The 26,165-nt window shown below is 64.1% G+C and carries 24 protein-coding genes; 19 read left to right on the plus strand and 5 right to left on the minus strand.

All coding sequences use genetic code 11. The features are described from left to right. The first annotated feature begins 74 nt into the window (after nucleotides 1–74). Nucleotides 75–926 carry an ankyrin repeat domain-containing protein gene (locus tag KIG99_RS04385; RefSeq protein ID WP_226459030.1) on the plus strand — a complete coding sequence of 284 codons (852 nt, stop codon included), beginning with the start codon at nucleotides 75–77 and terminating at the stop codon, nucleotides 924–926. Here the strand turns inward: KIG99_RS04385 and KIG99_RS04390 are convergent. After that, entirely contained in the window at nucleotides 919–2,577 is a 1,659-nt protein-coding gene (locus KIG99_RS04390) for an ABC transporter permease (RefSeq protein WP_226459031.1), read from the minus strand. The two genes, KIG99_RS04385 and KIG99_RS04390, sit on opposite strands and share 8 nt — an antisense overlap. A gap of 30 nt (nucleotides 2,578–2,607) precedes the next feature. Here KIG99_RS04390 and KIG99_RS04395 point away from each other — a divergent pair, with 30 nt between their 5' ends. The 11 genes from KIG99_RS04395 (at nucleotide 2,608) to KIG99_RS04445 (ending at nucleotide 14,990) form a co-directional block, all read left to right on the plus strand. Beyond that, a complete protein-coding gene (locus tag KIG99_RS04395; RefSeq protein ID WP_226459032.1) occupies nucleotides 2,608–3,762 on the plus strand; it encodes an ABC transporter ATP-binding protein in 1,155 nt (384 codons plus the stop codon). A gap of 13 nt (nucleotides 3,763–3,775) precedes the next feature. Then, a complete protein-coding gene (aat, locus tag KIG99_RS04400) occupies nucleotides 3,776–4,480 on the plus strand; it encodes a leucyl/phenylalanyl-tRNA--protein transferase (protein WP_226459033.1) in 705 nt (234 codons plus the stop codon). 3 nt (nucleotides 4,481–4,483) lie between these two features. After that, a complete protein-coding gene (locus KIG99_RS04405) occupies nucleotides 4,484–5,230 on the plus strand; it encodes an arginyltransferase (protein WP_226459034.1) in 747 nt (248 codons plus the stop codon). Beyond that, nucleotides 5,227–5,904: a YbaY family lipoprotein gene (locus tag KIG99_RS04410; protein WP_226459035.1), complete on the plus strand. Its 678-nt coding sequence runs from the start codon at nucleotides 5,227–5,229 to the stop codon at nucleotides 5,902–5,904. Before KIG99_RS04405 ends, KIG99_RS04410 begins: the two co-directional genes overlap by 4 nt. After that, a complete protein-coding gene (locus tag KIG99_RS04415) occupies nucleotides 5,888–6,301 on the plus strand; it encodes a hypothetical protein (RefSeq protein ID WP_226459036.1) in 414 nt (137 codons plus the stop codon). The genes KIG99_RS04410 and KIG99_RS04415 overlap by 17 nt, the downstream gene beginning before the upstream one ends. After that, nucleotides 6,298–7,266: a CapA family protein gene (locus KIG99_RS04420; RefSeq protein ID WP_226459037.1), complete on the plus strand. Its 969-nt coding sequence runs from the start codon at nucleotides 6,298–6,300 to the stop codon at nucleotides 7,264–7,266. Before KIG99_RS04415 ends, KIG99_RS04420 begins: the two co-directional genes overlap by 4 nt. Nucleotides 7,267–7,939: 673 nt before the next feature. Next, nucleotides 7,940–8,983: a substrate-binding domain-containing protein gene (locus KIG99_RS04425; protein WP_226459038.1), complete on the plus strand. Its 1,044-nt coding sequence runs from the start codon at nucleotides 7,940–7,942 to the stop codon at nucleotides 8,981–8,983. Beyond that, nucleotides 8,980–11,256: a PAS domain-containing sensor histidine kinase gene (locus tag KIG99_RS04430; protein WP_226459039.1), complete on the plus strand. Its 2,277-nt coding sequence runs from the start codon at nucleotides 8,980–8,982 to the stop codon at nucleotides 11,254–11,256. Before KIG99_RS04425 ends, KIG99_RS04430 begins: the two co-directional genes overlap by 4 nt. Before the next feature lie 35 nt (nucleotides 11,257–11,291). After that, nucleotides 11,292–11,744 carry a MaoC family dehydratase gene (locus tag KIG99_RS04435; protein WP_226459040.1) on the plus strand — a complete coding sequence of 151 codons (453 nt, stop codon included), beginning with the start codon at nucleotides 11,292–11,294 and terminating at the stop codon, nucleotides 11,742–11,744. 131 nt (nucleotides 11,745–11,875) lie between these two features. Next, nucleotides 11,876–13,735, plus strand: coding sequence for a potassium transporter Kup (locus tag KIG99_RS04440; protein WP_226459041.1), 1,860 nt, complete (start codon nucleotides 11,876–11,878; stop codon nucleotides 13,733–13,735). 157 nt (nucleotides 13,736–13,892) lie between these two features. Further along, nucleotides 13,893–14,990 (plus strand): diguanylate cyclase domain-containing protein, encoded by a 1,098-nt coding sequence (locus tag KIG99_RS04445; RefSeq protein ID WP_226459042.1) that lies wholly within the window; start codon nucleotides 13,893–13,895, stop codon nucleotides 14,988–14,990. Nucleotides 14,991–15,024: 34 nt separating this feature from the next. Here KIG99_RS04445 and KIG99_RS04450 read toward each other — a convergent pair whose 3' ends face one another. The 4 genes from KIG99_RS04450 to KIG99_RS04465 all read right to left on the minus strand — a co-directional run bounded on the left by KIG99_RS04450 (nucleotide 15,025) and on the right by KIG99_RS04465 (nucleotide 19,634). Continuing rightward, nucleotides 15,025–16,245 carry an ABC transporter permease gene (locus KIG99_RS04450; protein WP_226459043.1) on the minus strand — a complete coding sequence of 407 codons (1,221 nt, stop codon included), beginning with the start codon at nucleotides 16,243–16,245 and terminating at the stop codon, nucleotides 15,025–15,027. Nucleotides 16,246–16,324: 79 nt separating this feature from the next. Then, nucleotides 16,325–17,023 carry an ABC transporter ATP-binding protein gene (locus KIG99_RS04455; RefSeq protein ID WP_226459044.1) on the minus strand — a complete coding sequence of 233 codons (699 nt, stop codon included), beginning with the start codon at nucleotides 17,021–17,023 and terminating at the stop codon, nucleotides 16,325–16,327. Continuing rightward, nucleotides 17,023–18,237 carry an efflux RND transporter periplasmic adaptor subunit gene (locus KIG99_RS04460; RefSeq protein WP_226459045.1) on the minus strand — a complete coding sequence of 405 codons (1,215 nt, stop codon included), beginning with the start codon at nucleotides 18,235–18,237 and terminating at the stop codon, nucleotides 17,023–17,025. The genes KIG99_RS04455 and KIG99_RS04460 overlap by 1 nt, the downstream gene beginning before the upstream one ends. Beyond that, a complete protein-coding gene (locus KIG99_RS04465) occupies nucleotides 18,234–19,634 on the minus strand; it encodes a TolC family protein (protein ID WP_226459046.1) in 1,401 nt (466 codons plus the stop codon). The genes KIG99_RS04460 and KIG99_RS04465 overlap by 4 nt, the downstream gene beginning before the upstream one ends. A 96-nt stretch (nucleotides 19,635–19,730) precedes the next feature. Here KIG99_RS04465 and KIG99_RS04470 point away from each other — a divergent pair, with 96 nt between their 5' ends. The 7 genes from KIG99_RS04470 (at nucleotide 19,731) to KIG99_RS04500 (ending at nucleotide 26,118) form a co-directional block, all read left to right on the plus strand. Next, on the plus strand, nucleotides 19,731–20,774 hold the full coding sequence (locus KIG99_RS04470; RefSeq protein WP_226459047.1) for a quinone-dependent dihydroorotate dehydrogenase: 1,044 nt from the start codon (nucleotides 19,731–19,733) through the stop codon (nucleotides 20,772–20,774). A gap of 72 nt (nucleotides 20,775–20,846) precedes the next feature. Then, entirely contained in the window at nucleotides 20,847–21,431 is a 585-nt protein-coding gene (gene rsxA / locus KIG99_RS04475) for an electron transport complex subunit RsxA (protein ID WP_226440794.1), read from the plus strand. Continuing rightward, on the plus strand, nucleotides 21,431–21,991 hold the full coding sequence (gene rsxB, locus KIG99_RS04480; protein ID WP_264180391.1) for an electron transport complex subunit RsxB: 561 nt from the start codon (nucleotides 21,431–21,433) through the stop codon (nucleotides 21,989–21,991). Before rsxA ends, rsxB begins: the two co-directional genes overlap by 1 nt. Next, complete coding sequence (gene rsxC, locus KIG99_RS04485; protein WP_226459048.1) at nucleotides 21,991–23,757, plus strand: electron transport complex subunit RsxC; 1,767 nt, start codon at nucleotides 21,991–21,993, stop codon at nucleotides 23,755–23,757. The genes rsxB and rsxC overlap by 1 nt, the downstream gene beginning before the upstream one ends. Further along, nucleotides 23,754–24,773, plus strand: a complete 1,020-nt coding sequence (locus KIG99_RS04490; protein ID WP_226459049.1) for an RnfABCDGE type electron transport complex subunit D — start codon at nucleotides 23,754–23,756, stop codon at nucleotides 24,771–24,773. Before rsxC ends, KIG99_RS04490 begins: the two co-directional genes overlap by 4 nt. Further along, nucleotides 24,770–25,432, plus strand: coding sequence for an electron transport complex subunit RsxG (rsxG, locus tag KIG99_RS04495; protein WP_226459050.1), 663 nt, complete (start codon nucleotides 24,770–24,772; stop codon nucleotides 25,430–25,432). Before KIG99_RS04490 ends, rsxG begins: the two co-directional genes overlap by 4 nt. Next, entirely contained in the window at nucleotides 25,429–26,118 is a 690-nt protein-coding gene (locus tag KIG99_RS04500; RefSeq protein WP_226459051.1) for an electron transport complex subunit E, read from the plus strand. Before rsxG ends, KIG99_RS04500 begins: the two co-directional genes overlap by 4 nt. Nucleotides 26,119–26,165: the final 47 nt, after the last annotated feature.

Here is a 26,165-nt window from a genome sequence, read left to right on the forward strand (position 1 = left end):
TCGCCAAAGACAGCGCAATCGCATAGACTTTCCCCTCTGAGCAACAACGGTAACGGGAAATGTCAGGCAAAACTTTGACTACGAGTGAACTGGTTGCCGCCATCCGCAGCGGCAGCCTGAGTGCCGTCATCAATGCACTGGATGCCGGCGCCAATATCGAGGAAAGCGACATTCACGGCCACTCCGGGCTGCCCTTGCGCACCGCCTGCTTTGCCGGCAAGCCGGAAATTGTCGCCGAACTGATCCGACGCGGCGCCGATATCAATGCCCGCGGCGGCGACGGTCCCAGCCAGCCCCTGCGACTGGCCGTGCGCACCCGGCAGCGGGCGATCATCACATTGCTGCTCGAGCACGGTGCACGCATCCCGGACGGCCTGGAGATCAGCCACGAATTTCTTGCCAGCGGCAAAACACAGGAATTGCCAGCACTGGAAATGCCGGTTGCGGAAAAACCGGCAGTGCAGGCCGCCAAGCCGCCCGCCCCGCCCAAACCCGATTTGCCGCCGCTCGAAATGACGCCGATGGAGAAGCCGGAACCGCCAGCCATCGCGGAAGCAGCACCCACGACCTACGAGTTGCCGCCCCTCGAGCTGACCAGTTCCGCGACTTCATCCCCGGCCAGCATCTCCGCACCGGCAGAGCCCGAACTGGCCGCCCCCGATCTGCAACTGGAAAATCCGGAACTGCCGCCGCTGGAGATGAGCCCCCCGGCAAGAACCCCGGCACCGATCGACCCGGCCGACTTCGACATCATCGAAAACATCGACATCGGACGCAGCTATGGTACCGACACCAATCTGCTGACCATGGATATGCTGCGTTACAACGAAGAGCAGGAACAGGCTGCCGCGGCAGCTGCGGCCCCTGCCGCCCAACCGGAAGCCGGCAAGAGCAGCTTCTGGAAAAGCGGCCGCAATATCAGGTAGCAGCGCTGCCCGAAGCGCCCCGGCGCGAAGCGGAAATCTGGCGCGACAAGGCGATCAGCGGCAGCAAACCGACCGCAACGATGGCCAGTGACGCCGTCGAGGCTTCTGCCAGGCGCTCGTCGGAAGCCAGCGTGTAGGCCTGCGTCGCCAGCGTATCGAAATTGAACGGGCGCATCACCAGCGTCGCCGGCAACTCCTTCATCACATCGACAAAGACCAGCAGGCCGGCCGTAAACAGGCTGCCGCGCAGCAGCGGCGCATGCACGCGGCGTAGCGTCTCGCCCTGGCCGAGACCGAGGCTGCGCGCCGCGTCGTCCATGCTTGGCGTGATCTTGGCTAGGCTCGATTCGACGGTATGCAGCGCCACCGCGAGAAAGCGCACCAGGTAGGCGTAGATCAGGGCGGCGATGCCGCCGGTCAGCAACAGGCCGGGGTTATAACCGAACCAGCTCGTCCACTGCCCGGCCAGCCAGTTGTCGAGGCGCGTCACCGGGATCAGCACGCCGACCGCGATGACCGCGCCGGGCACCGCATAGCCGAGGCCAACCAGGCGATTGAGGCCGGCGGCCAATGCCGATTTCGACAAGCGGGCACCATAGGCGAGCAGCAGCGCGATCAGCACGCCGATCAGGGCGGTCGCGCCGGCCAGCACGAAGCTGTTGCGCGCCAGGATCAGAAAGCGTTCGCCGAACTGGGCATCGCCCTCGGTCAACGCCATTTTGAGCAGCAAAACCGCCGGCAGCACGAAGCCGAGCAGCAGCGGCAGGCTGCAGGCAAGAATGGCGAACAGGGCCGGCCAGCCGCCGAGCCGGGCACCGGCGAGCGGCCGGTTGCGGCCGGTGGTGTTGTGATAGCGGGCACGGCCGCGCGAGGTGCGCTCGGCCATCAGCAGGAAGAGGACGAAACCGAGCAGCATCGCGGCCAACTGGGCGGCGGCGACGCGGTCGCCGAGCGAGAACCAGGCGCGGTAAATGCCGGTTGTAAAGGTGTTGACCGCAAAATAGGCCACCGTGCCGTAATCGGCCAGGGTTTCCATCAACGCGAGCGCGATGCCGGCGACGATGGCGGGCCGCGCGAGCGGCAGCGACACCGCAAAGAAGGCGCGCCACGGCCCCATGCCCAGTGTGCGGGCGGCTTCCAGCATGCCGCTGGCGCGTTCGATGAAGGCGGTGCGGGCGAGCAGATAGACGTAGGGATAAAGCACACAGACGAACATCAGCACCGCCCCCGGCAGCGTCCGGATATCCGGGAACCAGTAGTCGCCGTGCGCCCAGCCGAAACTCTCGCGCAAGGCGGTCTGCACCGGCCCGACGAACTGCAGGAAATCGGTATAGACATAGGCCATGACATACGCCGGCATGGCCAGCGGCAGGACCATCGCCCATTCGAAGAAGCGCCGCCCGGGAAAATCGTGCATCGCGGTCAGCCAGGCCGTCGCGACGCCGACCAGACCGACACCACAACCAACGCCGAGGCACAGCCACAGCGAATTGAGGATGTAATCCGGCAGCACCGTATGCACCAGATGCAGCCAGGTCTCCGACGTACCGCCGAGCAAAAGATTGAGGCCGACGCTGGCCACCGGCAAGCCGGCGAGCAAGGCAACGACGAGACCGATCAGGAGCAGGGGGGAGGAATGGGCTGTACGCATGGCTGTGAATGGCAATTATAATCGGCCGCTATGGCTCAACTTGAACTAAATGGCGTCGTGCAACGCTACGGTCGGCAGACCGTCGTCGATGGTGTGGACTTTCGCCTCGAGGCCGGCCAGATCGCCTGCCTGCTAGGACCTTCCGGCTGCGGCAAGACCACCTTGCTGCGCTGCATCGCCGGTTTCGAGGAAATCGCCGGCGGCGAGATCCGCCTGCATGGCGAGGTGGTCAGCCGGGCCGGCCAGCGCCTGGCGCCGGAAAAGCGCAGGATCGGCATGGTCTTCCAGGATTACGCGCTGTTTCCCCACCTCAGCATCGCCCAGAACGTCGCCTTCGGGCTCGGGCGCAAGCCCTCCGAAGACGTGCAACTGCGCGTTCGCCAGTTGCTCGCCACGGTCGGCCTGTCCGGCCAGGGCGACAAGTACCCGCACGAACTCTCCGGCGGCCAGCAGCAGCGCGTCGCCCTGGCCCGCGCCCTGGCGCCGCGGCCCGAACTGATCCTGCTCGACGAGCCCTTCTCCAACCTCGACGTCGGCCTGCGCGAGCGGCTTTCGGTCGAAGTCCGCGAAATCCTCAAACGCGAGGGGTCGACCGCCGTGATGGTGACCCACGACCAGCACGAGGCCTTCGCCATCGCCGACGAGATCGGCATCATGTCGGAAGGCCGCATCCAGCAATGGGACGTGCCCTACAACCTCTACCACCGGCCGGCCAACCGCTTCGTCGCCGATTTCATCGGCCAGGGTGTCCTGCTCGCCGGCACGGTCGGCGATAACAACAGCGTGCACATGGAACTGGGCAGCCTGGTGTCCGACACGCCGGTCGAATGCAACGAATCCTGTTCGGCCTGCGATCGCGGCTGCCGCGTCGATATCCTGCTACGCCCGGACGACATCGTTCACGACGATGCCAGCCCGGTACAGGCCGAAGTCCTGCACAAGGCCTTTCGCGGCGCCGACATTCTCTACACGCTGCGCCTGGCGAGCGGCAGCGAGGTGCTGTCGCTGGTTCCCTCGCACCATAACCACGCGCTCGGCGAAAAGATCGGCATCCGGCTCGACGCCGACCACGTGATCGCCTTCAAGAAGCACGAGGAATGTAGCGATCCGGCCTGCGAGATCCGTCTCGAACAACAGGTACGCCCGCTCACCCGGCAGGACCCGGCGCCGCGCAACGCCGCTTGAACGCCCGCTCGCGATGATCCCCTTCCTCGGCCCGCACGACCCTTTTCCCCCGGTCGCCCAGGCCCGCGAAGACATGGGCGGCCTGCTCGCGGTCGGTGCCGATCTGCGCCCGGATCGTCTGCTCGACGCCTATCGCCGCGGCATCTTTCCGTGGGGCACGGTCGAAGGCGAACCGATCTGGTACAGCCCGGACCCGCGCATGGTGCTGTTTCCCGCCGAGTTCCGCCTGCACCGCTCGCTGCAGAAAACGCTGCGCAGCGGCAAGTTCGAGGTCCGCTTCGACCATGATTTCGCCGGCGTCATGGCGGGCTGCGCCAGTACGCCGCGCCCCGGTCAGGACGGCACCTGGATCACCGAAGAAATGATGGAGGCCTACATCAGGCTGCATGAACTCGGCTGGGCGCATTCGGTCGAAACTTGGGCAGAAGGCGAACTGGTCGGCGGTCTCTACGGTCTGGCGATCGGCCGCATGTTCTACGGCGAGTCGATGTTCGCGCACCGCACCGATGCTTCCAAGGTCGCCTTCGCCCACCTGATCCGCCAATTGCGAAGGGGAGAATTCGGCATGATCGACTGCCAGATGCGCACCGAGCACCTCGCCTCGCTCGGCGGGCGCGAGATTCCGCGCGCCGACTTCCTGGCCGGGGTCAGCACCCTGACTGCTGTTGCCACGCCGCGCCAGAGCTGGTCGGCGGTCGACGCCGTTTTTGACTGGTAAACCATGGCCCAGCCCGACGACGCCGAACTGCCCTTCTCGCTGCTCCAGTTCTACGCCACCTCGCCCTACCCGTGCAGCTATCTCGAGGACCGCGAGGCGCGTTCGCAGGTCGCGACGCCGGCCCACCTGATCGACAGCGAGATCTACAGCACGCTGGTCCGCAAGGGTTTCCGGCGCAGCGGCATCTTCACCTACCGGCCGCATTGCGACGGCTGCAAGGCGTGCATTCCGGTCCGCCTGCCGGTGGCCGAGCTGCAACCCAACCGCAGCCAGCGCCGCGCCCTCAAGAAGCACGCCGGCCTGGTCGCGCGCGAATTGCCGCTGATCGCTATCGACGAGCATTACGCGCTCTACCAGCGCTACCAGCAGACCCGCCATGCCGGCGGCGGCATGGACGACGACAGCCACGACCAGTACGCCCAGTTCCTGCTGCAAAGCCGCGTCGACACGCGCCTGATCGAATTCACCGAAAACGGCGTCGTCCGCATGGTCAGCCTGATCGACGTGCTCGACGACGGCCTCTCTTCGGTCTACACCTTTTTTGACCCGGATTTGCCAGGCGCCAGTTTCGGCACCTACAACATTCTGTGGCAGGCGGCGCAATGCATCACCCTCGGCCTACCCTACCTCTATCTCGGCTACTGGATTGCCGAAAGTCGCAAAATGGCCTACAAATCCGGCTTCTCGCCCATTGAAGGCCTGATCGACGGCCAGTGGCAAACCTTCACCCCCGACCAGACTGCCCCATGAACCTGCGCTTCGCCCCCCTGCTTGCCCTGCTCTGCCTGCCCTTTGCCGCCCTCGCCCAGAGCGGCGAACGCACTGCCTATACCTGCGACAACGACAGCCGCATCGAAATCGCATTTTCGACCGCCGCCGACGGTCGACCGCTCGCCGTGCTGCATTTTGCCGACGAGGCGATCACCCTGCCGCAGGTGCCGGCTGCTTCCGGCGCGCTCTACCGCAACGAGATCATCCTGCTGCACCTGCGCGACGACACGGCCGTCGTCGAAGACAGCAAGGGCAACCGCCGCCGCTGCAGCCGCGGCGACCTCGCCCCGGCCCGGCCGGCAGCAAGCAGCGCCCCGGCTGCCGTGAGCAGCTTCATCGACATCGCCGGCCAGGTCACTTACCGCCAGCGCAGCGCCCTGCCGCCCAACGCGGTGCTCATCATCCGCGTCCAGGACGGGAAGCGCATACTCGCCGAACAGCGCATCGACCTCGCCGGCCAGCAGGTGCCGATCGGCTTCCAGACCAGCATCGACCGCGACCTGCTCGGCAAGAAATCACGCGTCAGCGTCATTGCCCGCATCGAACAGGCCGGCCGCCTGCTCTTCGCCAATGCCCGCCCGCATCCGGCACCGCTCACCGAACAGCCGCTCGACATCCAGTTGCAGCCCGTCACCCATGCCCGGCCGCGCTGAGTTCGCGGTGCGCCGCGCCGCACTTTTCGCCGGCCTGCTGCTCGCCCTGCCGGCCTCGGCGGCGAGCGTGCTCTGCCATGTCACCTACGGCGGCACGACGCAGACCCTCAGCGCGCAGCCAAGCGCCGCACCCTACGCCGAGCCGGCAACGCAGATCGGCTCATTCTTCCGCTTTCGCATCGTCGTCCGCGACGAACCGGTCGAACTCGCCGGCATCAAGCTCTACACCTACGCCGACCTCGACAGCGGCCCGAGCCTGATCCACCAGGCCAGCCACGCCTACCCGCCGGTCAACCTGCCGGCCTACGGCTTCAGCGGCCTGAACTACGTCTACGAACCGCTGCGCGACGGCGAGCTGCAATACTGGTGCGAGTTCCAGCCGGGAGCAGCAAAATGAGGCTTTTTCAACGGTTGACCGCTGCGGCCGCCCTGTTTTGCGCCGCCAGCCTGCATGCCGAACCGCTCACCCTGATCTTCGCCGGCGACATCATGCTCGACGACGGCCCCGGCCGCCTGATCGCCGCCGGCGGCGACCCGCTCGCCCCCTTTGCCGACATCCTCAAGACCGCCGACTACCGCATAGCCAATCTCGAATGCCCGGTCGGCGAAAGCGGCGAGCCCTACGCCAACAAGATCTACAGCTTCCGCGCCAAACCGGAGGCGCTGCGCGTGCTGGCCGGGCGCTTCGACGCCGTGGCGCTCGCCAACAACCACTCCGGCGACTACGGCCGCGACGCCTTCCGCGAAACCCTGAACCACCTCGACCAGGCCGGCATCGCCCGCTTCGGCGGCGGCCTCAATCTGACCGAAGCGCACCAGCCGCTGTGGATCAACAAGAACGACCTGAAAATCGCCGTCCTCGCCTACAACGAATTCAAGCCGCGCAGCTTCGAAGCCGGCCCCGACTGGCCCGGCGTCGCCTGGAGCGAGGACGACCAGGTGATCGCCGACATCCGCGCCGCGCAGGCGGCCGGTGCCGACCTCGTCATCCCCTTCATGCACTGGGGCTGGGAACGCGAAGGCAAGCCGGTCGAACGCCAACGCCAACTGGCGCGCAAGATGATCGACGCCGGCGCCGCACTCGTCGTCGGCGGCCACCCACACGTCACGCAAGGCGCCGAAAGCTACCAGGGCCGGCCGATCATCTACAGCCTGGGCAATTTCGTCTTCGACGGCTTCGACTACCCGGAGGCGCAGCGCGGCTGGCTGCTGCGCGTCAAACTCGACCGCTCCGGCGTCATTTTCTGGGAAACCCTGGCCGCGCAAATGGACGACGTCGGCACGCCGCACCCGCTGACCGGCGCCTTCACCCCCTGCGGCCGCGGCCACGACGACACCATCCAGGAATGCCAGAATCCGTAAGCGGCTGTGCACGCTCTTCCGAAAATCACGAAATCAGGCTGCGGCTTTACTTGATACGTCTGTAAAACCCCTGATGAAACGACTTAGAGGCTGTTCACGCTCTTTGAATGGTCATATGTTCGGGCATCAGCATCGCTTCACCTGGCCCCAAACCCCTCCCAACCTCCCCTTTTCAGGGGAGGAGCCCCCAATCGCGCCGTCCATCTCCCTCCCCTGACGCCCGCAGGAAGTCCCCTTGGGGGACAAGGGGAGGGCCGGGGATAAGCAGAGACTTAGCCGCCGTAGTTTGGCGGCTTAGTCGGTTGCTTAGTTGTTTCATCAGGGGTTGCATGCGCGGCAATAAATCGAGGGCAGCGGTCAACCTCCTCCAAAGCACGATTTTCCCACCATGCCCAAACACTTGCGCAACGCCTGCTTAGTCGGCATGAGGCACTTGCCGAGCACGGGACAAACGGCAACTGGCCTGGCGCATCCTGCACCGTTATAGTCTGCTCGTGGTGACGTCAGACTGCGCCCCGGCGCCCGCATTTGTTCCCAAATCGCCAAGATCCTTTTGCGTGGCACATATTTTGTTCGCAGCAAACCAGCCGGATTGTCGAAAAGCACGCCATCTGCCTTGAAAGCAGACCTTGCTGTAGCGTACATTCGGGAAATGGCTTGACATGGATTTGCCGTGAAAAAAGCATCTTGCGTTTTCCTCCTCTGGTTGGCTTTAAGTTGCGCTGCCGCGACTGCCCAGGAATCGCGGCAACAGCCCCCGCCCGGCCCGGCCGCCCAGGTCGGGAAAAAGCTCGTATTCATTGCTTCCGATTACCGGAATGGCGGTGTGATGGGGACCTACCGGGGATTTGAGGAAGCCGCCAAAAAACTTGGCTGGCAGGTTCAGCTCAAAAATGGCAACGACAGCAAGAGCACCCAGGCCAGCCTGCTGCGGCAAGCAATTGCGGCGCGTCCGGACGGGATCGTCATTGGTGGCTTCGACCCGGGCGAGTTTCGCGCCGAAGTCGCCAGCGCCAAACAAGGCCGGATCGTTCTGGTCGGCTGGCATGCGGCGAAAGAGCCCGGCCCGACCCCCGATCTATTCACCAATATTTCGACCCAGCCGCTCGATGTGGCGCAAATCGCCGCCGATTACGTGATTCGTGACGCCAGGGCCAGACAGCGCCCGGTCGGCGTGGTCATCTTCAACGATCCGCAGTATGCGGTGGCCAATGCCAAGACGGCGGCAATGAAAAAGGCCCTCGAGAATTGCCCGGGCTACAGCGCCTGCCAGGTCCTCGCGGTCGAAAACGTCGCCATCTCGGCCGCAGCTGCAGCAATCCCCGCCGTTGTTGCCCGACTGGCCGGCAAGCATGGCGCGGCATGGACCTATAGCCTGGCGATCAACGATACCTATTTCGACGAAATCAACTATCCGCTGATCGCGTCACGCCGCACCGACATCGTCAATGTCTCGGCCGGCGACGGCTCCCTCAAGGCACTCGGCCGGATCGCCTCGGGCATCGGCCAGCAGGCGGCGACGGTGGCCGAACCGCTGAAACTGCACGGTTATCAGTTGGCCGACGAACTGAATCGGGCCTTTGCCGGATTTCCGCCGAGCGGCTTCCAGTCCAAGCCGATCCTGGTCACCACCGAATTGCTGCAAACGACTTACGGCAAGTTTGAAGCCACACAGGCGGTCGAGGCCGCCTACAGCGGCATTTGGGATAAAAAATGAAAATCCGCGGCAAAGGCTCCCTGCGCGGCTCGGTTCTCGCCATCAAGATCCTGCTGCGGGTGATGTTGACCAGTTTTGCCGTGTTCTCCGTCGCCACCTTGTTCAGCGTGGTACATGAGCGCGGCAAGGCCTTGGAGACCGCCCACGCCAATGCCCACACGGCGGCGGCGCAAAGCCTCCCGGCAATTTCCATCGCGCTCTGGCAATACGACATTGCCGGCCTGAACGCGCAGCTTTCCGGCATGGTCCGCTCCGGCTCGCTGGCCCGGGCCGAGGTGCGGGATCTCGAAAAAACGGTCGTCGAGATCAGCCAGGCGGATTTCACCGCCCCGTCCGACAAGGAATGGAGCCTGCCGATCCTGGCCCCGAGCAGCGACCAAACCATCGGCTTCCTGCACATTTCGGAATCCTACGCACAGGTTAACGCCCAACTTGTCGATACGCTGAAAACCCTGGTGCTCATGGACATCCTCAAGATCATCGGGGTCAGTCTGCTGCTCTTCACCATCGTTTACCGGATGATCACCCGGCATCTGCATCAACTCGCGGAGGTGCTGACCCGCCAGGGAAATAGCAAGGATGTTCCCAGGCTGGTCATCGACCGCAAGGCCACAGGCAAAGCGCCAGATGAAATCGACATCCTGGTTGACGCGATCAACCGCTTCGTCAGCGATCGCAAACGGGGCGAGCGCGACCTGGAGTCGATCCTGAACAATATGCCGGCAATGATCGGCTATTGGGACAAGAGCCTGCACAACCGCTTTGCCAATTCCATCTACGCCAAACGCTTCGGCGTCGAGTCGGCGCAAATGGCGGGCAAACATATCAGCGAGGTGACCGGAGAGGCGTTTTATCAACTCAACCGGCCCCGCTGTGAGGCGGCGCTGCGTGGCGAACCGCAAACCTTCGAGCACTCGATCACGATACCGGACAGCGGACGCAGCTTCGATGCATTGATCAATTACATTCCGGACCGCCATGGCGAGACGGTCGACGGGTTTTACGTGCTGATAACCGATGTCTCTTCGTTCAAACAGACCCAGGCCGAGCTTGAAAGACACCGCGACCATCTCGAGGAAATCGTTGCGACGCGCACCGGGCAACTGGAAAAGACCAAGGCGGCTGCCGAGGCGGCCAATATTGCGAAGAGCAGCTTCCTCGCCAACATGAGCCACGAAATCCGTACGCCGCTCAACGCAATCATCGGCATGGTCAATCTGATGCGGCGAGCGGGCGTCGCGCCGGAACAGGGCAAGCGCCTGGAAAAGATCGACACCGCCAGCCATCATCTGCTCGAACTGATCAACGCCATCCTCGACCTCTCCAAGATCGAGGCCGGCAAGTTCTCAATCGAGGAAAGCAACGTCAGCATCAGCTCTGTCAGCGCCAACGTTGCCTCGATACTCAACGAGCGGGCCAGCGAAAAGGGGCTGTCCCTGATCATCGACAACGAAGCGCTGCCGACCGGACTGCGGGGCGACAGCGCCCGCCTGCAGCAAGCACTGCTCAATTACGCAACCAACGCGGTGAAATTCACCGACAAGGGAAGCGTCACACTACGCACACGGGTTGTCGAAGATGCGGCCGATAGCGTCCTGCTCCGCTTCGAGGTCGAGGATACCGGTATCGGCATTGCGCCGGAAACCCTGCCCCGCCTGTTCACGTCATTCGAGCAGGCGGACAACACGATCTCGCGCAATTACGGCGGCAGCGGACTGGGCCTGGCAATCACCAAGCGCCTGGCGCAGATAATGGGCGGCGAAGCCGGGGTCGAAAGTACCCCCGGCGTCGGCAGCACCTTCTGGCTTACCGCCCGGCTGAAGAAAGGCGGGACGGATGCGGCACCAGAGGGCATGCTGCCCGGCAATGCCGAAACCCTGCTGCGCGAACGCCACGCCAGCGCCAGAATACTGATCGTCGATGACGAACCGATCAATCAGGAAGTTGCCCAGATGCTTCTGGAAGATGTCGGATTGACGGTGGAAACAGCCGCAGATGGCATCGAAGCCATCGCTAGGGTACAGAAAACCCCTTACGCGCTGGTCCTGATGGACATGCAGATGCCCCACCTGGACGGTCTGGAAGCAACAAGGCAACTCCGCCAGTTGCCGGCAACCCGGCATCTGCCGATCATCGCGATGACCGCCAACGCCTTTGCCGAAGATCGGCAACGCTGTTTCGAGGCCGGCATGAACGATTACCTGGCCAAGCCCTTCAACCCCGAAAAACTCTACGAGATCACGGCAAAGTGGCTGAGCCGGCATGAACCATAGAGAGCGCCGCGCCCAGTCGCCCAGGAGAAAACAACATGGATACCCGCTACCTCGACGACCTTGCCCCCGGCGAGCAATTCACCACGCCGGGCGTGACGCTGACTGAAGCCGAAATCATCGACTTTGCCTGGCGCTACGATCCGCAGGCCTTTCATCTCGATGCCAACGCGGCGGCCAATTCGCCCTATGGCGGACTGATCGCCAGCGGTTTCCAGAGCCTCGCCATCTGCTTCCGGTTGTTCATCCAGAGCGGCATCCTGGCCGAATCCAGCCTCGGTTCGCCGGGCATCGACGAATTGCGCTGGCTGGCGCCGGTGCGGCCGGGCGATACGCTGCATTGCGAGGTCGAGGTATTGGAGGTGCGGCCATCCAGCTCGAAACCGGAGCGCGGCATTGCCCGCCTGCGTTACACGGCGGTCAACCAGCATCCGGAGGTGGTTTTGAGCTTCATCGTGAACCACCTGTTGCGGCGGCGCACCATCGCCTAGGCAAACCGCCCCGGAGCTGCGCCCAAGCCCGCGGCAAAGTGCTAGATTGACGGCTTCGGCTCCGCCCGCAAATGCCGCAGCGACGGCCGATACCATAATATTCAAGCGCCATAGGCGCCTCAGGGGAAATCATGCATCAACGCCAAGCGCTGCCGGCTCTGACCGTCGCCGCCATCGGGGTCGTCTTCGGCGACATCGGTACCAGCCCGCTCTACGCCCTCAAGGAAATTTTCAACGGCCATCACCCGATTCCGGTCACCCCGGAAAACATTCTCGGGGTGCTGTCGATGGTTTTCTGGTCGATCATCGTGCTCGTCACCATCAAGTACGTGGCGATCATCATGCGTGCCGACAACCGCGGCGAAGGCGGCTCGCTCGCCTTGCTCGCACTGGTCACCGAACGCGCCAAGAATCCCCGCCTGTCGTGGATCGTCACCCTGCTTGGCATTTTCGCGGCGGCGCTGTTCTACGGCGACAGCATGATCACGCCGGCCATTTCGGTGCTTTCCGCAGTCGAAGGCATGGAAATCATCACGCCGACCCTGAAGCCCTACGTCATCCCGATCACCCTCGCCATCCTGACCGGCCTGTTCGCCATCCAGAAGCGCGGCACCGGCACCGTCGGCATGTTCTTCGGCCCGGTCATGGTCGCCTGGTTCGGCATTCTCGGCGCGCTCGGCATCATGCAGATCGCGCAGAACCCGCACGTTCTCGAAGCCCTCAACCCGATTTTCGCGATCTATTTCATCGTCACTCATACCGGCCTTGCCTTCCTCGCCCTCGGTTCGGTCGTGCTCGCGGTGACCGGCGGTGAGGCGCTCTATACCGACATGGGGCACTTCGGCCGCTTTCCTATCCGCCTAGCCTGGTTCGGTTTCGTGATGCCGGCGCTGGTCCTCAATTACTTCGGCCAGGGCGCACTGCTGCTGGTCGAGCCGGAAGCGATCGAAAGTCCGTTCTTCCATCTGGCACCGGACTGGGCCATCGTGCCGATGGTCTTCCTCGCCACCATGGCCACCGTGATCGCTTCGCAGGCGGTCATCTCGGGCGCCTTCTCGGTGGCTCGCCAGTCGATCCAGATGGGGCTGCTGCCGCGCATGCAGATCATCCATACCTCGGGCATGGAAGAAGGCCAAATCTATGTGCCCTTCACCAACTGGTCGCTGTATCTGGCCGTGGTCGCGCTGGTCATCGGTTTCAAGAATTCCTCCAATCTGGCTGCGGCCTACGGCATTGCCGTTACCGGCACGATGCTGATCGACACCATCCTGGTCGCCTTCGTGATGCTGCTGATGTGGAAATGGAACAAGATAGTGATCGTTCTCGTCGCCGGCTCGCTGCTTGCCGTCGATATCGCCTTCTTCGCCGCCAACGCGATCAAGATCCCCGAAGGCGGCTGGTTCCCGCTCGCCATGGGCCTCGTCTCCTTCACCGTGCTGACCACCTGGCGGCGCGGCCGCAAGCTGGTGTCGGAAGAAATGGCCAAGCAGAGCATCCCGATGGAAGACTTCCTGCACTCCATCGACGACGTGCATCGCATCCAGGGTACGGCCGTGTTCATGACCAGTGCCAAGGACGGCGTGCCGCCCGCCCTGCTGCACAATCTCAAGCACAACCAGGTCCTGCATGAACGCGTCGTGCTGGTCACCGTGCAAACCATGGCCACGCCGCACGTCAACGACATGGACCGCATCTACCTGCACGAGATGCACAAGGGCTTCAAGCGCCTGATCATCCGCTACGGCTTCATGGAAAGCCCGGACGTGCCGGGTGCGCTGGAGCAGTGCAAGCGCTTCGGCGAACGTTTCGACCTGATGGAAACGACCTTCTACCTGTCGCGCGAAACCATCGTCCCCTCGCTCGCCCGCAAATTCAGCCCACTGCGCGGCCGCCTGTTTGCCGTGATGTCGAAAAACGCCACCAGCGCCAGCGACTTCTTCCATATTCCGAGCAATCGGGTGGTGGAACTGGGGACGCAGCTGGTGATCTGAACGAGGAGTTCGCTGCAAATCAAAAAGCCGGGGAATTCCCGGCTTTTTTCATGGTCGACCGCTACGATCGCGCGGACCACACCGGTGCATGCCACGCCGAACATGCACAGGAGCTCTTTGCATTACACTGGCAGTAAATAGTCCTGGCGAGGCTTCAATGAAAAATCATCTTGCCCTGGCAGTCGCGACCTTTGTCGTACTTGATTTCGGCACACTTGCCTTCAGCTACAGCATTGCCCGGCAAGTCGAAAAGGATGCCGTAGCAATCAACCTGGCGGGACGGCAACGGATGCTGTCGCAGCGCATCACCAAGGCAGCACTGCTTGCGAGCAACCCGAGCCGCAGCGAAATGCAGCGAGCGGAGTCCGCCAGCGAGCTTGCCCAGGCCTACCTCACTTTTCGTCGTACCTTGTCGGCCTTTGCCGAGGGAGGTGAAACAAGCGGAGGCGATGGTCGGCCGGTCCAGCTTGAAAGAGTCCAGGGCAAGGCCGCGCTGCTGGTCGGTGAAGCATCCGGTTGGCTCGCCGATTGGCCAAAGGTACCAAGCGAGCCCGTGGATATGGAAAATTTTTCCCGCTACATGGGCGAACGCAATGGAGAAATTCTCGACGTCATGAACCAGCTCACCAATGAGCTTGAACATGAGTCGATCGCCGCAGTATCGCGCTTGCGCCTCGCTCAGAGCGTGGCTTTCATTCTTTCCCTGGCCAATTTCATATTTATCCTCAGGGGAATGCATCGCGCCCGCTTGCTGGCCGAAACCGCATCGAGAACCGATGCGCTCACCGGCCTCCTTAACCGGAGTGGCCTGTACCACGAACTGGAAGCCGCCCTGGAGGAGCGTTCGACCTCGGATCAGCCGCTGGGCGTCATGCTGATTGACCTCAATGGATTCAAGGCCGTCAACGACAATTTCGGCCATGCCGCCGGGGACGCGACCCTGCGCGAGGTCGCTCGCCGTCTGATCGATCTGATCAGTAGCCGCGGATGGATTTGCGGACGACTGGGCGGCGACGAATTTGCGGTGATTTGCCCGGGCCTGGCTCCGGAGCGACTGGCTGCATCAGGTCAACAACTGAGCAGCATCCTGTCCGGCATCCCGGGGGGTGGCCTGACCGTTTCGGCAAGCGTGGGCTGGGCTTCCGCCGAACCGCAACAAACTGCCGATGAAGTGATCGCCGTTGCCGATGCCATGATGTATTCGGTCAAGAACGATTACCACAAGACCCGCAGTTATCGCCAAAAGGTACGCTAGACAGCGCGCCGCAAGCCTTCCCTGCCGGCATTCCTCACTGATAGCGCAGCGCCTCGATCGGATCAAGTTGCGCCGCCTTCTTTGCCGGGTACCAGCCGAAGAAGATGCCGACCGTCGCGGCAACGGCAAAGGCGACCAGCGCCGCGCTGCCCGAGATGACGATGACCATGCCGGTGAAGGCGTTGATGCCGAGCGCGATGCCCAGGCCAAGCAGCAGGCCGAGCAGGCAGCCGGCGAAGGAGATCATCACCGCTTCGAGCAGGAACTGGGTCAGGATGTCTTTCTGGCGCGCGCCGATCGCCATGCGGATGCCGATTTCGCGGGTGCGTTCGGTGACCGAGACGAGCATGATGTTCATGATGCCGATGCCGCCGACCAGCAGCGAGATCGAGGCGATCGCGCCGAGCAGGATGGACATCGTGCGCGTCGTCGCCGCTTCGGATTCGGCGGCGGCCGACAGGTTGCGCATGAAGAAATCGTCCGGCATGCCTTCGCGCAGGCGATGGCGCTGGCGCAGCAGGGACGTGATGCCGGCTTCGACCTTGGGCATCGATTCGGCGCTGTCGGCCTGGACCATGATCATCCGCACCGAACCCAGGAAGGGCGTGCCGAACACCTTGCGCTGGGCGGTGGTGAGCGGAATGATCACGGTGTCGTCCTGGTCGCGGCCATCGAGATTCTGGCCCTTGCTGCCGAGCACGCCGATGACGACAAACGGGTTCTGCTGGATGCGCATGGTCTTGCCGACCGGGTCGTCGGCGCCGAACAGGTTTTCCGCCACCGTCTTGCCGATGATCGCGACGCGCGTCGCCGAGCGCACGTCGGAGTCACCGAAGGAGGCGCCGTTGACGATGTTCCAGGCACGCGCTTCGAGGTATTCCGGGGTCGAGCCGATGACCTGCGTGCTCCAGTTCTGCGAGCCGTAAACCAGTTGCCGCGTGCCCTGGTGGGTCGGCGAAACGTTGGCAACGCCGTCGAGTTCGGCCATCGCCTCGGCGTCGGCGACGTTCAGCGACGGCGCGCCGGCCGAGCCGCTGCGCACGCCGGAGGCGGTGAAGGAGCCGGAGAGCACGATGTAGAGATTCGAGCCCATGGTGCTGATCGTCTGCTGCACCGCGTATTGTGCGCCCTGGCCAATGGCGATCATGATCACCACGGCGCCGACGCCGATCACCATGCCGAGCATGGTGAGCGCCGTGCGCAGGCGGTTGGCGCCCATCGCCAGCCAGGCTTCGCTGAGCATCGCTTTCAGCATGAGCGCTCCGCTGCGAATTGGTTTTTGCCGTTTTTCAGCGGTCGACCGCTGAAAAACGCGGATTTCTGCCGGAATCCCGTCATGCCGCCGCTCCGGTCAGGTGGTCGTTGATGATCTGGCCGTCGAGGAAGCGCACCTGGCGCTTGGCGTGTTCGGCGATATCCGGTTCGTGCGTGACGAGCACGATGGTGATGCCCTCGCCGTTGAGTTCGCCGAACAGGCGCATGATTTCCTCGCTGGTATGGCTGTCGAGATTGCCGGTCGGCTCGTCGGCGAGGATCAGGCGCGGCTTGTTGACCAGGGCGCGGGCAATCGCGACGCGCTGCTGCTGGCCGCCGGAAATCTGGTTGGGGCGCGACTCGGCGTATTTTTCCAGGCCGACCCGCGCCAGCATCTCGCGCGCCGCACGCCGCCGCGTTTCCTTGTCGATGCCGGCATAGACCAGCGGCAGCGCGACGTTGTCCTGCAGGCTCATGCGCGGCAGCAGGTTAAAACCCTGGAAGACGAAGCCCAGCGTGCGGTTGCGCAATTGCGCCAGGGCGTCCTTTTCCAGGTGCGCGACGTTCTCGCCGGCGAGGAAATAGTCGCCCATGCTCGGCTGGTCGAGACAACCGAGCAGGTTCATGAAGGTGGACTTGCCGGAGCCGGACGGGCCCATGATGGCGATGTACTCGCCCGGCCGCACCTCGAGATCGACGCCCTTGAGCGCCGGAAACAGGCCGGCCGCCGTGACGTAGGACTTGCCCAGGCCGACCACCCGGATGACCGCATCGCTCATCAGAACATCCGCATGCCGACGCTGGACGGCGGCTTGCCGCTGCTGCCGTTCTCGCCGAGCACGATGCGGTCGCCTTCCTTGAGTTCGCCGCCGACGACTTCGGTATTGCGGTTGTCGGTAATGCCGAGCTGGACGCTGACCGGTTTGATTTCTTCACCTTCCAGCACGTAGACCGTGCCGCTCTGGCCGTCGCGCTTCTTGCCTTTCTTCTCGCCGGGCGCGCCGGCCGGTGTGCCCGGCGCAGCGGTCGACGCGGCTTTCTGGCCATTTTCCGGTTTCTTGTCGGCCGCATCGGCCGGTTTGAAACGCAGTGCCGCATTCGGCACGAGCAGCACCTTCTCGCGCTTCTGCACGGCGATATTGACGTAGGCGGTCATGCCCGGCAGCAGCACCAGTTCCGGGTTCGCGACATTGACGCGGACGTTGTAGGTGACGACGTTCTGCTGATTGGTCGGGTTGAGGCGGATCTGCTGCACTTCGCCGGTGAAATTGCGGCTCGGGAAGGCGTCGACCGTAAAGCGCGCCTTCTGCCCTTCGCGCAGGTTGCCGATGTCGGCTTCGGCAAAACTGGTGTCGATGCGCATGTCGGAAAGATCCTGCGCGATCTTGATCAGCACCGGCGTCTGGAAGCTGGCGGCGACCGTCTGGCCGAGATCGACGACGCGATCGACAACAACGCCGGTCACCGGCGAGCGGATCGTCGTGTTGCCGTGATTGACCCGGTCCTTCTCCAGTTGCGCGCGCGCCAGCGCCTGTTGCGCGGTCGCCGACTTGAGCGACTGCAAGGACTGCTGGTATTCCTGCTTCGAGACGTATTCCTGCGCGAACAGCGTCTTCATGCGCGCCTCGTTGGCCTGCGCCAGTTCAAGCGCCGCACCGGCATTGGCGAGATTGGCCTCGCTCTGCCTGACCTGGGCGCTGAGCAGCGCGTCGTCGAGTTCGAGCAGCGGCTGGCCCTTCTCGACCTTGTCGTTGAAATCGACGTAGAGTTTCTTGACCGTGCCCGACACCTGCGTGCCGACGCTGACCAGCACCACCGGATTGAGCGTGCCGTTGGCCGACACCGTTTGCGTCACGTCGCCCTTTTCGACCGTACCGAGCTTGTAGCGCTGCTCCGGGTTCTGCGCCGCGCGCTGGTTGGCGTACCAGATGCCGCCGCCGATCAGACCGGCCAGCACGGTGGTCGCGAGGATGATCTTGCCGATACGTTTCATGGTCTTCCTTCAACTGCCGCCGAACCCTGCAGCAGCGTGTAATCCAGGGCGCCCATGGCTTGTGCCAGGGAAGCGCGATAAACATTCCAGTCCAGCGTCGCCTGGATGCGTTGCAGACGGGCGCTGGCCAGCGCGCTCTGCGCCGTCAGCAGGTCAAGCACGGTGCCGACGCCGGCCTTGTAGCGGCCGAGCGCGACGCGCTCCGACTGCTCAGCACTGGCCACCAGATCAGTCGTGGTGAGCAGGCTCTGCGTCGCCGTGGTCAGGCTCTGGTAGGCCTTCCAGACATCGAGCGCGATCTGCGCATTGAGGCGGTCGCGCTGCGCCGCCCGGGCATCGGCCTGGGCCGCCGCCGAATGCACACTGTAGGTGGTCTGGAAACCGGTGAATAAAGGCACGTTGACCGTCAGGCCGATGTTGCCGCCCTGCGTCACGACGCCGCCGACATCCTGCCAGGTCGGGCCGGTCGCCAGACTGAGCGTCGGCCGGCCGAGCGCACGCGCGTAACCGACATTGGCCTCGGCGGCGCGGAACTGCGCCTCGGCCGCCTTGAGATCGGGACGGCGGGCGCGCGCCTCGGCGATCAGCGCGTCGACATCCTTCTGGAAGGCCGTTTCCGGCGCCAGCGCCGGCAGCGCGGCGAGAACGATTTTCTGTTGCGCATCGAAACCGAGCGCATTGGCCAGCGCGCCCTGCGCATTGCGCGCGTCGCCCTCGGCCCGGATGCGGTTGAGGGTGGCCTGCGCCAGGGCCGTCTTCGCCTGCAGGCGATCAGCCGGGGTGCCGGCGCCGACCTGGTAACGCGAGTCGGCCGCCTTGAAGGCTTCGCTGGCGGCACGCTCGGCCTCGCTGGCGGAAAACACCGCCGCCTGCGTCGCCTGCGCCGTGTAGTAAGTCTGCAGCGCGGCGAGGAAGAGGGTTTGTACCGTCGCATCCTGCGTTGCGAGCGCGGCGTTGAGCAACTGGCGGGCGTAATCGACATTGGCCGAACGCTGGCCGAAATCGAAAAGCAGCCAGGACAGGGTCAAGGCGGCGGAATTCTGGTTGTAGTCGCGCGCCTCGGTAAAGATCCGGCTGCCGGTCGCCCTGGCGCTCAGGCCAGGCAACCAGGCCGACTGCGCGACACCGAGCTGCGCCGCCTGGGCGCGGCTGTTGGCCCATATTTCGCGCGTCTGCGGATTGTTGCAAAGCGCCAGGTCGACCGCATCGATGGCGGCCAATGCCGTTGCCGGCAGATCAGTCGCACAGGGCGCGCCGCCGACCCGGCCGGCCAGCATCGGCGAGGGCTTGAGCGGCAACAAGGCATCGGTTGCGAACGGATCATCCAGCCCTGCCGCCGATGCCGGCGCGGCGAGAGAAAGCAGGAAGGCAGGCAGCAGAAGGGGAATGAATCGCATGCCGGCCAGTTTACCTCCCCTTGCGCCATAAAATCTGTTTCCGTTTGTTTCCGTACGCTGCCGCCAAGCCGCCACCTTGCGGTAAAATCGCGGGCTATGCTCTATCCCATCCTGCGCAAATTCTTTTTCTCCCTCGACGCCGAAACCGCTCACGGTATCGGCATGAGCGGCATCTCCTTCCTCGGCGCCACCGGCCTGTCCGGGCTGCTTGCCAAACCGGTCGCCGCCGATCCGGTCGACGTCATGGGCCTCAAGTTTCCCAACCGGGTCGGCCTTGCCGCCGGACTGGACAAGAACGGCGACTACATCGACGGACTGGCCGCACTTGGCTTCGGTTCCATCGAAATCGGCACGATCACGCCGCGGCCGCAGGACGGCAACCCGAAACCGCGCATGTTCCGCGTCCCGGAAGCGCAGGGCATCATCAACCGCATGGGTTTCAACAACGCCGGCGTCGACAAGCTGCTCGCCAACGTGCGCGCCGCGCAGTTCCCGAAAACCGGCGGCATCCTCGGCATCAACATCGGCAAGAACGCCACGACGCCGATTGAAAAGGCGGCCGAGGACTACCTGATCTGCCTGGAAAAGGTTTACAACGACGCCAGCTACATCACCGTCAATATTTCCTCGCCGAACACCAAGAACCTGCGCGAACTGCAGAAGGACGACGCCCTCGACGACCTGCTGGCACAGCTCAAGGCGAAGCAGGAGCAACTGGTGCAGAACTACGGCAAATATGTGCCGATGGCGCTGAAGATCGCCCCCGATCTCGACGATGTCCAGATCACCGCGATTGCCGATGCGCTACGCCGCCATCGCATGGATGGCGTGATCGCCACCAACACCACGCTGTCGCGCGAAGGCGTCGAAAACCTGCCGAACGGCAATGAAGCCGGCGGCTTGTCCGGCGCACCGGTGTTCAGGAAATCGACCGAAGTGCTCAAGAAGCTGTCGACTGCTCTGGCCGGCGAGCTGCCGATCATCGGCGTTGGCGGCATCCTGAGCGGCCAGGACGCTGTCGCCAAGATCGAAGCCGGCGCCAGCCTGGTCCAGGTCTACAGCGGTTTCATCTATCGCGGACCGGAGCTGGTCAGCGAAACGGCGGCTGCCCTGGCCAAACTTCAGAAGAAATCCCTATAAGACCCTAACCGGCACGCGGTTGTCCGCGCGCCGGCAAAGCCCGATAATGCGCGCTTCACGCCCAGAAAAATCATGAGCCACTACTTATTCATCCTCGTCGGCGCGGTGCTGGTCAACAACGTCGTCCTGGTGAAAATCCTCGGCCTCTGCCCCTTCATGGGCGTTTCCAAGAAGCTGGAAACCGCTTACGGCATGGGCGCCGCGACCACTTTCGTGCTGACCGTGGCGACCGGCGCCAGCTACATCATCGATCACTTCCTGCTCATGCCTTTCGGGCTGGAATATCTGCGCACGCTGTCCTTCATCGTCACCATCGCCGCCATCGTCCAGCTGACCGAAATGGTCATCGCCAAGACCTCGCCGGCCCTGCAGCAGACGCTGGGCATCTACCTGCCGCTGATCACCACCAACTGCGCCGTGCTCGGCGTGCCGCTGATCAACATCTCGAACGGCTACAACTTCGTCGATTCGCTGCTCTTCGGCGCCGGCAGCGCCGTCGGCTTCTCGCTGGTGCTGATTCTCTTCGCCGGCATCCGCGAACGCATTGAAGGCGCCGATGTGCCCATCCACTTCCGTGGCGTCGCCATCGCCATGGTCACCGCCGGCCTGATGGCGCTCGCTTTCATGGGCTTCGCCGGCCTGGACAAGTACCAATAATGGACATCCTGCTCGCCATCGCCATCATGGCCCTCGGTGCCGTCGTGCTCGGCGCCCTGCTCGGCTTTGCCTCGATCAAGTTCAAGGTCGAAGGCGACCCGCTGATCGAGAAGATCGAGGCCATCCTGCCGCAGACCCAGTGCGGCCAGTGCGGCTATCCGGGTTGCAAGCCCTACGCCGAAGCCATCGCCAATGGCGATGAAATCAACAAGTGCCCGCCGGGCGGCACGGAAGGCGTGCAGCGCCTGGCCGACCTGCTCGGCCGCGAGGTCAAACCGCTCGACGCCGAAGAAAAGCCGAAGTCGGTCGCCATCATCGACGAGAACACCTGCATCGGCTGCACGCTGTGCATCCAGGCCTGCCCGGTCGACGCCATTGTCGGTGCCGCCAAGCAGATGCACACCATCATCGCGCCGCTATGTACCGGCTGCGAACTCTGCCTGCCGCCCTGCCCGGTCGAATGCATCCGGATCGAGCCGATCGGCGAAAACATCGACAACTGGAAGTGGAAATACCCGGTCGTTGAAATCAAGGCTGCGGCCACCCAAAAGGCCGCCTGATGCTGATGAACCTGTTCAAATTCAAGGGTGGCGTCAAGCCGCCGACCAACAAGACGCAATCCGTGACCCTGCCGATTGCCCAGGCGCCCTTGCCTTCGCGCCTCGTCGTGCCGCTCCACCAGAGCATCGGCGGTGTGCCGCAACCGGTTGTCCAGGCCGGCGACAAGGTCCTGAAGGGGCAGTTGATCGGCGAGGCCGACGGCTGGATCTCGGCCGCCGTGCACGCCCCGACTTCGGGCACCGTACTCGAAGTGGCCATGCATGTGCAGCCGCACCCGTCCGGCCTCGACGCCATGTGCGTCGTCATCGAGCCGGACGGCAAGGATGAATGGATAGAACGCCAGCCCTTCGACTACGCCAACGCCGCCCCCGAGGCGGTGCGCGAATACCTGCAGCAGTCCGGCGTCGTCGGTCTGGGCGGCGCAGTGTTCCCGACCCACGGCAAGCTGACGCCGTCGAAGACCGTGCCGATGGAAGAGCTGGTCATCAACGGCGCCGAGTGCGAGCCCTTCATCACCTGCGACGACCTGCTGATGCGCGAACGCGCCGAGGAAGTCGTGCGCGGCATCGGTATCTTCCGCGACCTGCTGCAGCCGAAGAAGGTGCTGATCGGCATCGAGGACAACAAGCCGGAGGCCGCCGCCGCGATGCGCGCAGCGGTCGACGCACTCGGCGAATCGTTTTCCGTCGTGCCGGTGCCGACGCTTTACCCGGCCGGCGGTGCCAAGCAGCTGATTCGCGTCCTGACCGGCAAGGAAGTCCCGGCCAGCAAGCGCTCGACCGATCTCGGCGTGCAGTGTTTCAACGTCGCCACCGCCTACACCGCCTGGCGCGCCATCGCGCACGGCGAGCCGGTCGTCTCCCGCCTGGTCACGCTGTCCGGCAATGTGCATGCGCCGCGCAATTACGAAGTGCTGATCGGCACGCCGATGGGCGAACTGCTGCAACTCGCGCAGCCGCACCCGGACACCGACGGCATCGTCATGGGCGGCCCGATGATGGGTTTCCTGGTGCCGGACGCCAATGTCCCGGTGGTCAAGGCGACCAACTGCCTGATCGCGCATTCCGACCGGATTTTCCCGCCCAAGGCGCCGGAAATGCCGTGCATCCGCTGCGGTTCGTGCGCCCAGGCCTGCCCCCACGAACTGCAACCCTTCGAGATGTACTGGTTCTCGCGCGCAAAGAACTTCGGCAAGACGCAGGAATATCACATCTTCGACTGCATCGAATGCGGTTGCTGCTCCTTCGTCTGCCCGTCGCGCATTCCGCTCGTCCAGTATTTCCGCTTTGCCAAGAGCGAGATCTGGGCGCGCGAACGCGAAAAGAAGGCGGCCGACACCGCCAAGGAGCGTTTCGAATTCAAGCAGCTGCGCGAAGAGCGCGAAAAAGCCGAAAAGGCCGAGAAGCTTGCCAAGGCTGCCGCCGCGCAGGCCGCCAAGAAAGCGGCAGAAGCCGCTGCTGCTGCCGCAGCCGAAAACACGGACCCGGCCGCTGCGACGCCCCCCGTCGCCGAAACCGCTCCATCGACTGACGCCACTCCGGCCGTAGCGGTCGACGCCGCCCAGGAGGCCAAAAAGGCCGCCATCGCCGCTGCCATGGCGCGCGCCAAGGCGCAGCGCGAAGCCGCCCAGCCGAAAAACACCGAGGTGCTGAGCAGTGCCGCGCAACACGATGTCGCCGACATCGAAGCACGCCGCGCCGCCGCCCACCTGACCGACCCCGAGCCGGGCACGCCGCCCGCGCCGGCCAGCGAGAAAGCCGAATGATGTTTGCGCCCGCCCCCTATCTGCTCAAGGACGTCAGCGTCAGCCAGGTCATGACCCAGGTCTGCATCGCGCTGGTCCCGGGTATTGCCGCCTATGCCTGGCTGGTCGGCCCGGCCATCCTGGCCCAGATCGTCATCGCCTCGCTTGCCGCCTTGCTCGCCGAAGCGCTGATGCTGCGCATCCAGGGAAAACCGCTTGCCATGTTCCTGTCGGACGGCTCGGCCGTCGTCACCGCCTGGCTGATCGCCCTCGCCTTCCCGCCGCTCGCGCCGTGGTGGCTGGTCGTCACCGGCACCGTGTTCGCCATCGTCGTCGCCAAGCAACTCTATGGCGGCCTCGGCCAGAACCCGTTCAACCCGGCAATGATCGCCTTCGCGGTCTGCATCGTCGCCTTCCCGGCCCTGATGTCGCAGTGGCCGAGCGTCGGCCTGCAACTCTCGCTGGTCGACCAGATGAACGTCATCCTCGGTTTCATGCCGCGCGTCGACGCCCTGTCCGGCGCGACGCCGCTCGATGCGATGAAGACAGCCCTCAAGCTTGGCGAAGGTTCGGTTGATGTCGCCCACCTGCTGGCCAACCAGGACATCTACGGCAACTTCGCCGGGCGCGGCTGGGAATGGGTGGCCGTCGGCTACCTGCTCGGCGGCCTGTGGATGCTGCAGCGCAAGCTGATCACCTGGCATGTACCGACCGCCTTCATCGGCGCCCTGGTCGCGATTTCCGGTGCACTCTGGCTGTACAACCCGGCCCAGTTCGCCAGCCCGCTCTTCCACCTGTTCTCGGGTGCCGCCATGCTCGGCGCCTTCTTCATCGCCACCGACCCGGTATCGGGCTGCACGACGCCGCGCGGCAAACTGATCTTCGGTGCCGGCTGCGGCCTGCTCGCCTACATCATCCGCGTCTTCGGCGGCTATCCGGATGGCGTTGCCTTTGCCGTGCTGCTGCTGAACCTGTGTGCCCCGGTCATCGACCTGCTCACCCAGCCGCCCATCTTCGGCATGAAGGACAAGGCATGAGCACCGTCAAGCAATTCTCCGCCACCGGCATGGCCGTGCGTACGGCCGCCATCCTGTTCATTTTCGTGATCATCTTCACCGGCCTGCTTTCCGGCGCCTACCTCTGGACCAAGCCGGCGATCGAGGCTTCGGCGGCCGAAGAGAAAATGAAACTGGCCGACGAGGTCCTGCCGCGCAGCGAGTACGACAATGCGCTGCTCGCCGATGCGCTGACCTTGCCGCCGACGCCGGAACTCGGCCTGGCCGACCCGAGCACGCTGTACCGCGCCCGTCTCGGCAAACAGCCGGCCGCACTGATTTTCGAAGCGGTGGCACCGGACGGCTATGCCGGCAAGGTGCGGCTGATCATCGCGGTGCGTGCCGATGGCCGCGTCGCCGGCGTGCGCGTCACGCAGCACAAGGAAACGCCGGGCCTGGGCGATTACGTCGAGCTCAAGAAGGACAAGAACAAGACCCGGCCGTGGATCACCCAGTTCAACGGCATGGCGCTGGCGACAGCGGTCGACCGTGACTGGAAGGTCAAAAAGGACGGCGGTAGCATCGATTACTACGCCGGTGCCACGGTCACCCCGCGCGCCGTCGCCAAAGCCGTACTCAAGGCCGTCAAATGGGCCGAAGCCAACCGCGACCAACTGTTCGCCGAGGGAGCCGCCAAATGATCACGCGTGACGAATTCAAGACCATCGCCGGCAACGGCATCTGGAAGCAGAACACCTCGATCGCCCAGATCCTTGGCCTCTGCCCGCTGCTGGCGACGACCACCAACGCCGTGAATGGCATCATGCTGTCGCTGGCGACGATCATCGTCATGGCGATGTCGAATTTCGCCGTTGCATCGCTGCGCAACCTGATCCCGCACGAAATCCGCATCCCGGTCTTCATCCTGATCGTCGCTGCACTGGTCACCGTCGTCGACCTGCTGTTCAACGCCAACCTGCATGAGCTTTACCTGGTGCTCGGCATCTTCATCCCGCTGATCGTCACCAACTGCATCGTGCTCGCCCGCGTCGAGGCCTTTGCCGCCAAGAATCCGCCGCTGCAATCGACCTTCGACGGCATTTTCATGGGCGTCGGCATGCTGTGGACGCTGGGCCTGCTCGGCGCCATGCGCGAATTCATCGGCAACGGCACGATACTCGGCGGTATCGACATGGTCATTCCCAGCCTGCAGCCGATCCAGATCCTGCCGGAAAGCTATCCCGGCTTCCTGCTTGCCCTGCTGCCCCCCGGTGCCTTCATCCTGCTCGGCTGCATGATCGCCTGGAAGAACTGGCTGAATGCCCGTGCCGCAGCCCGCGCCCAGGCCAAGCCGCCCGCCCCGGTCGCTACCGCTGGCTGCTGCTAGGGACAACGCGCCAGGAATCAGGGCGGGCCAGCGCAAGCCGCTGCTTC

This window comes from Quatrionicoccus australiensis (assembly GCF_020510425.1).
Lineage (GTDB): Bacteria > Pseudomonadota > Gammaproteobacteria > Burkholderiales > Rhodocyclaceae > Azonexus > Azonexus australiensis_A.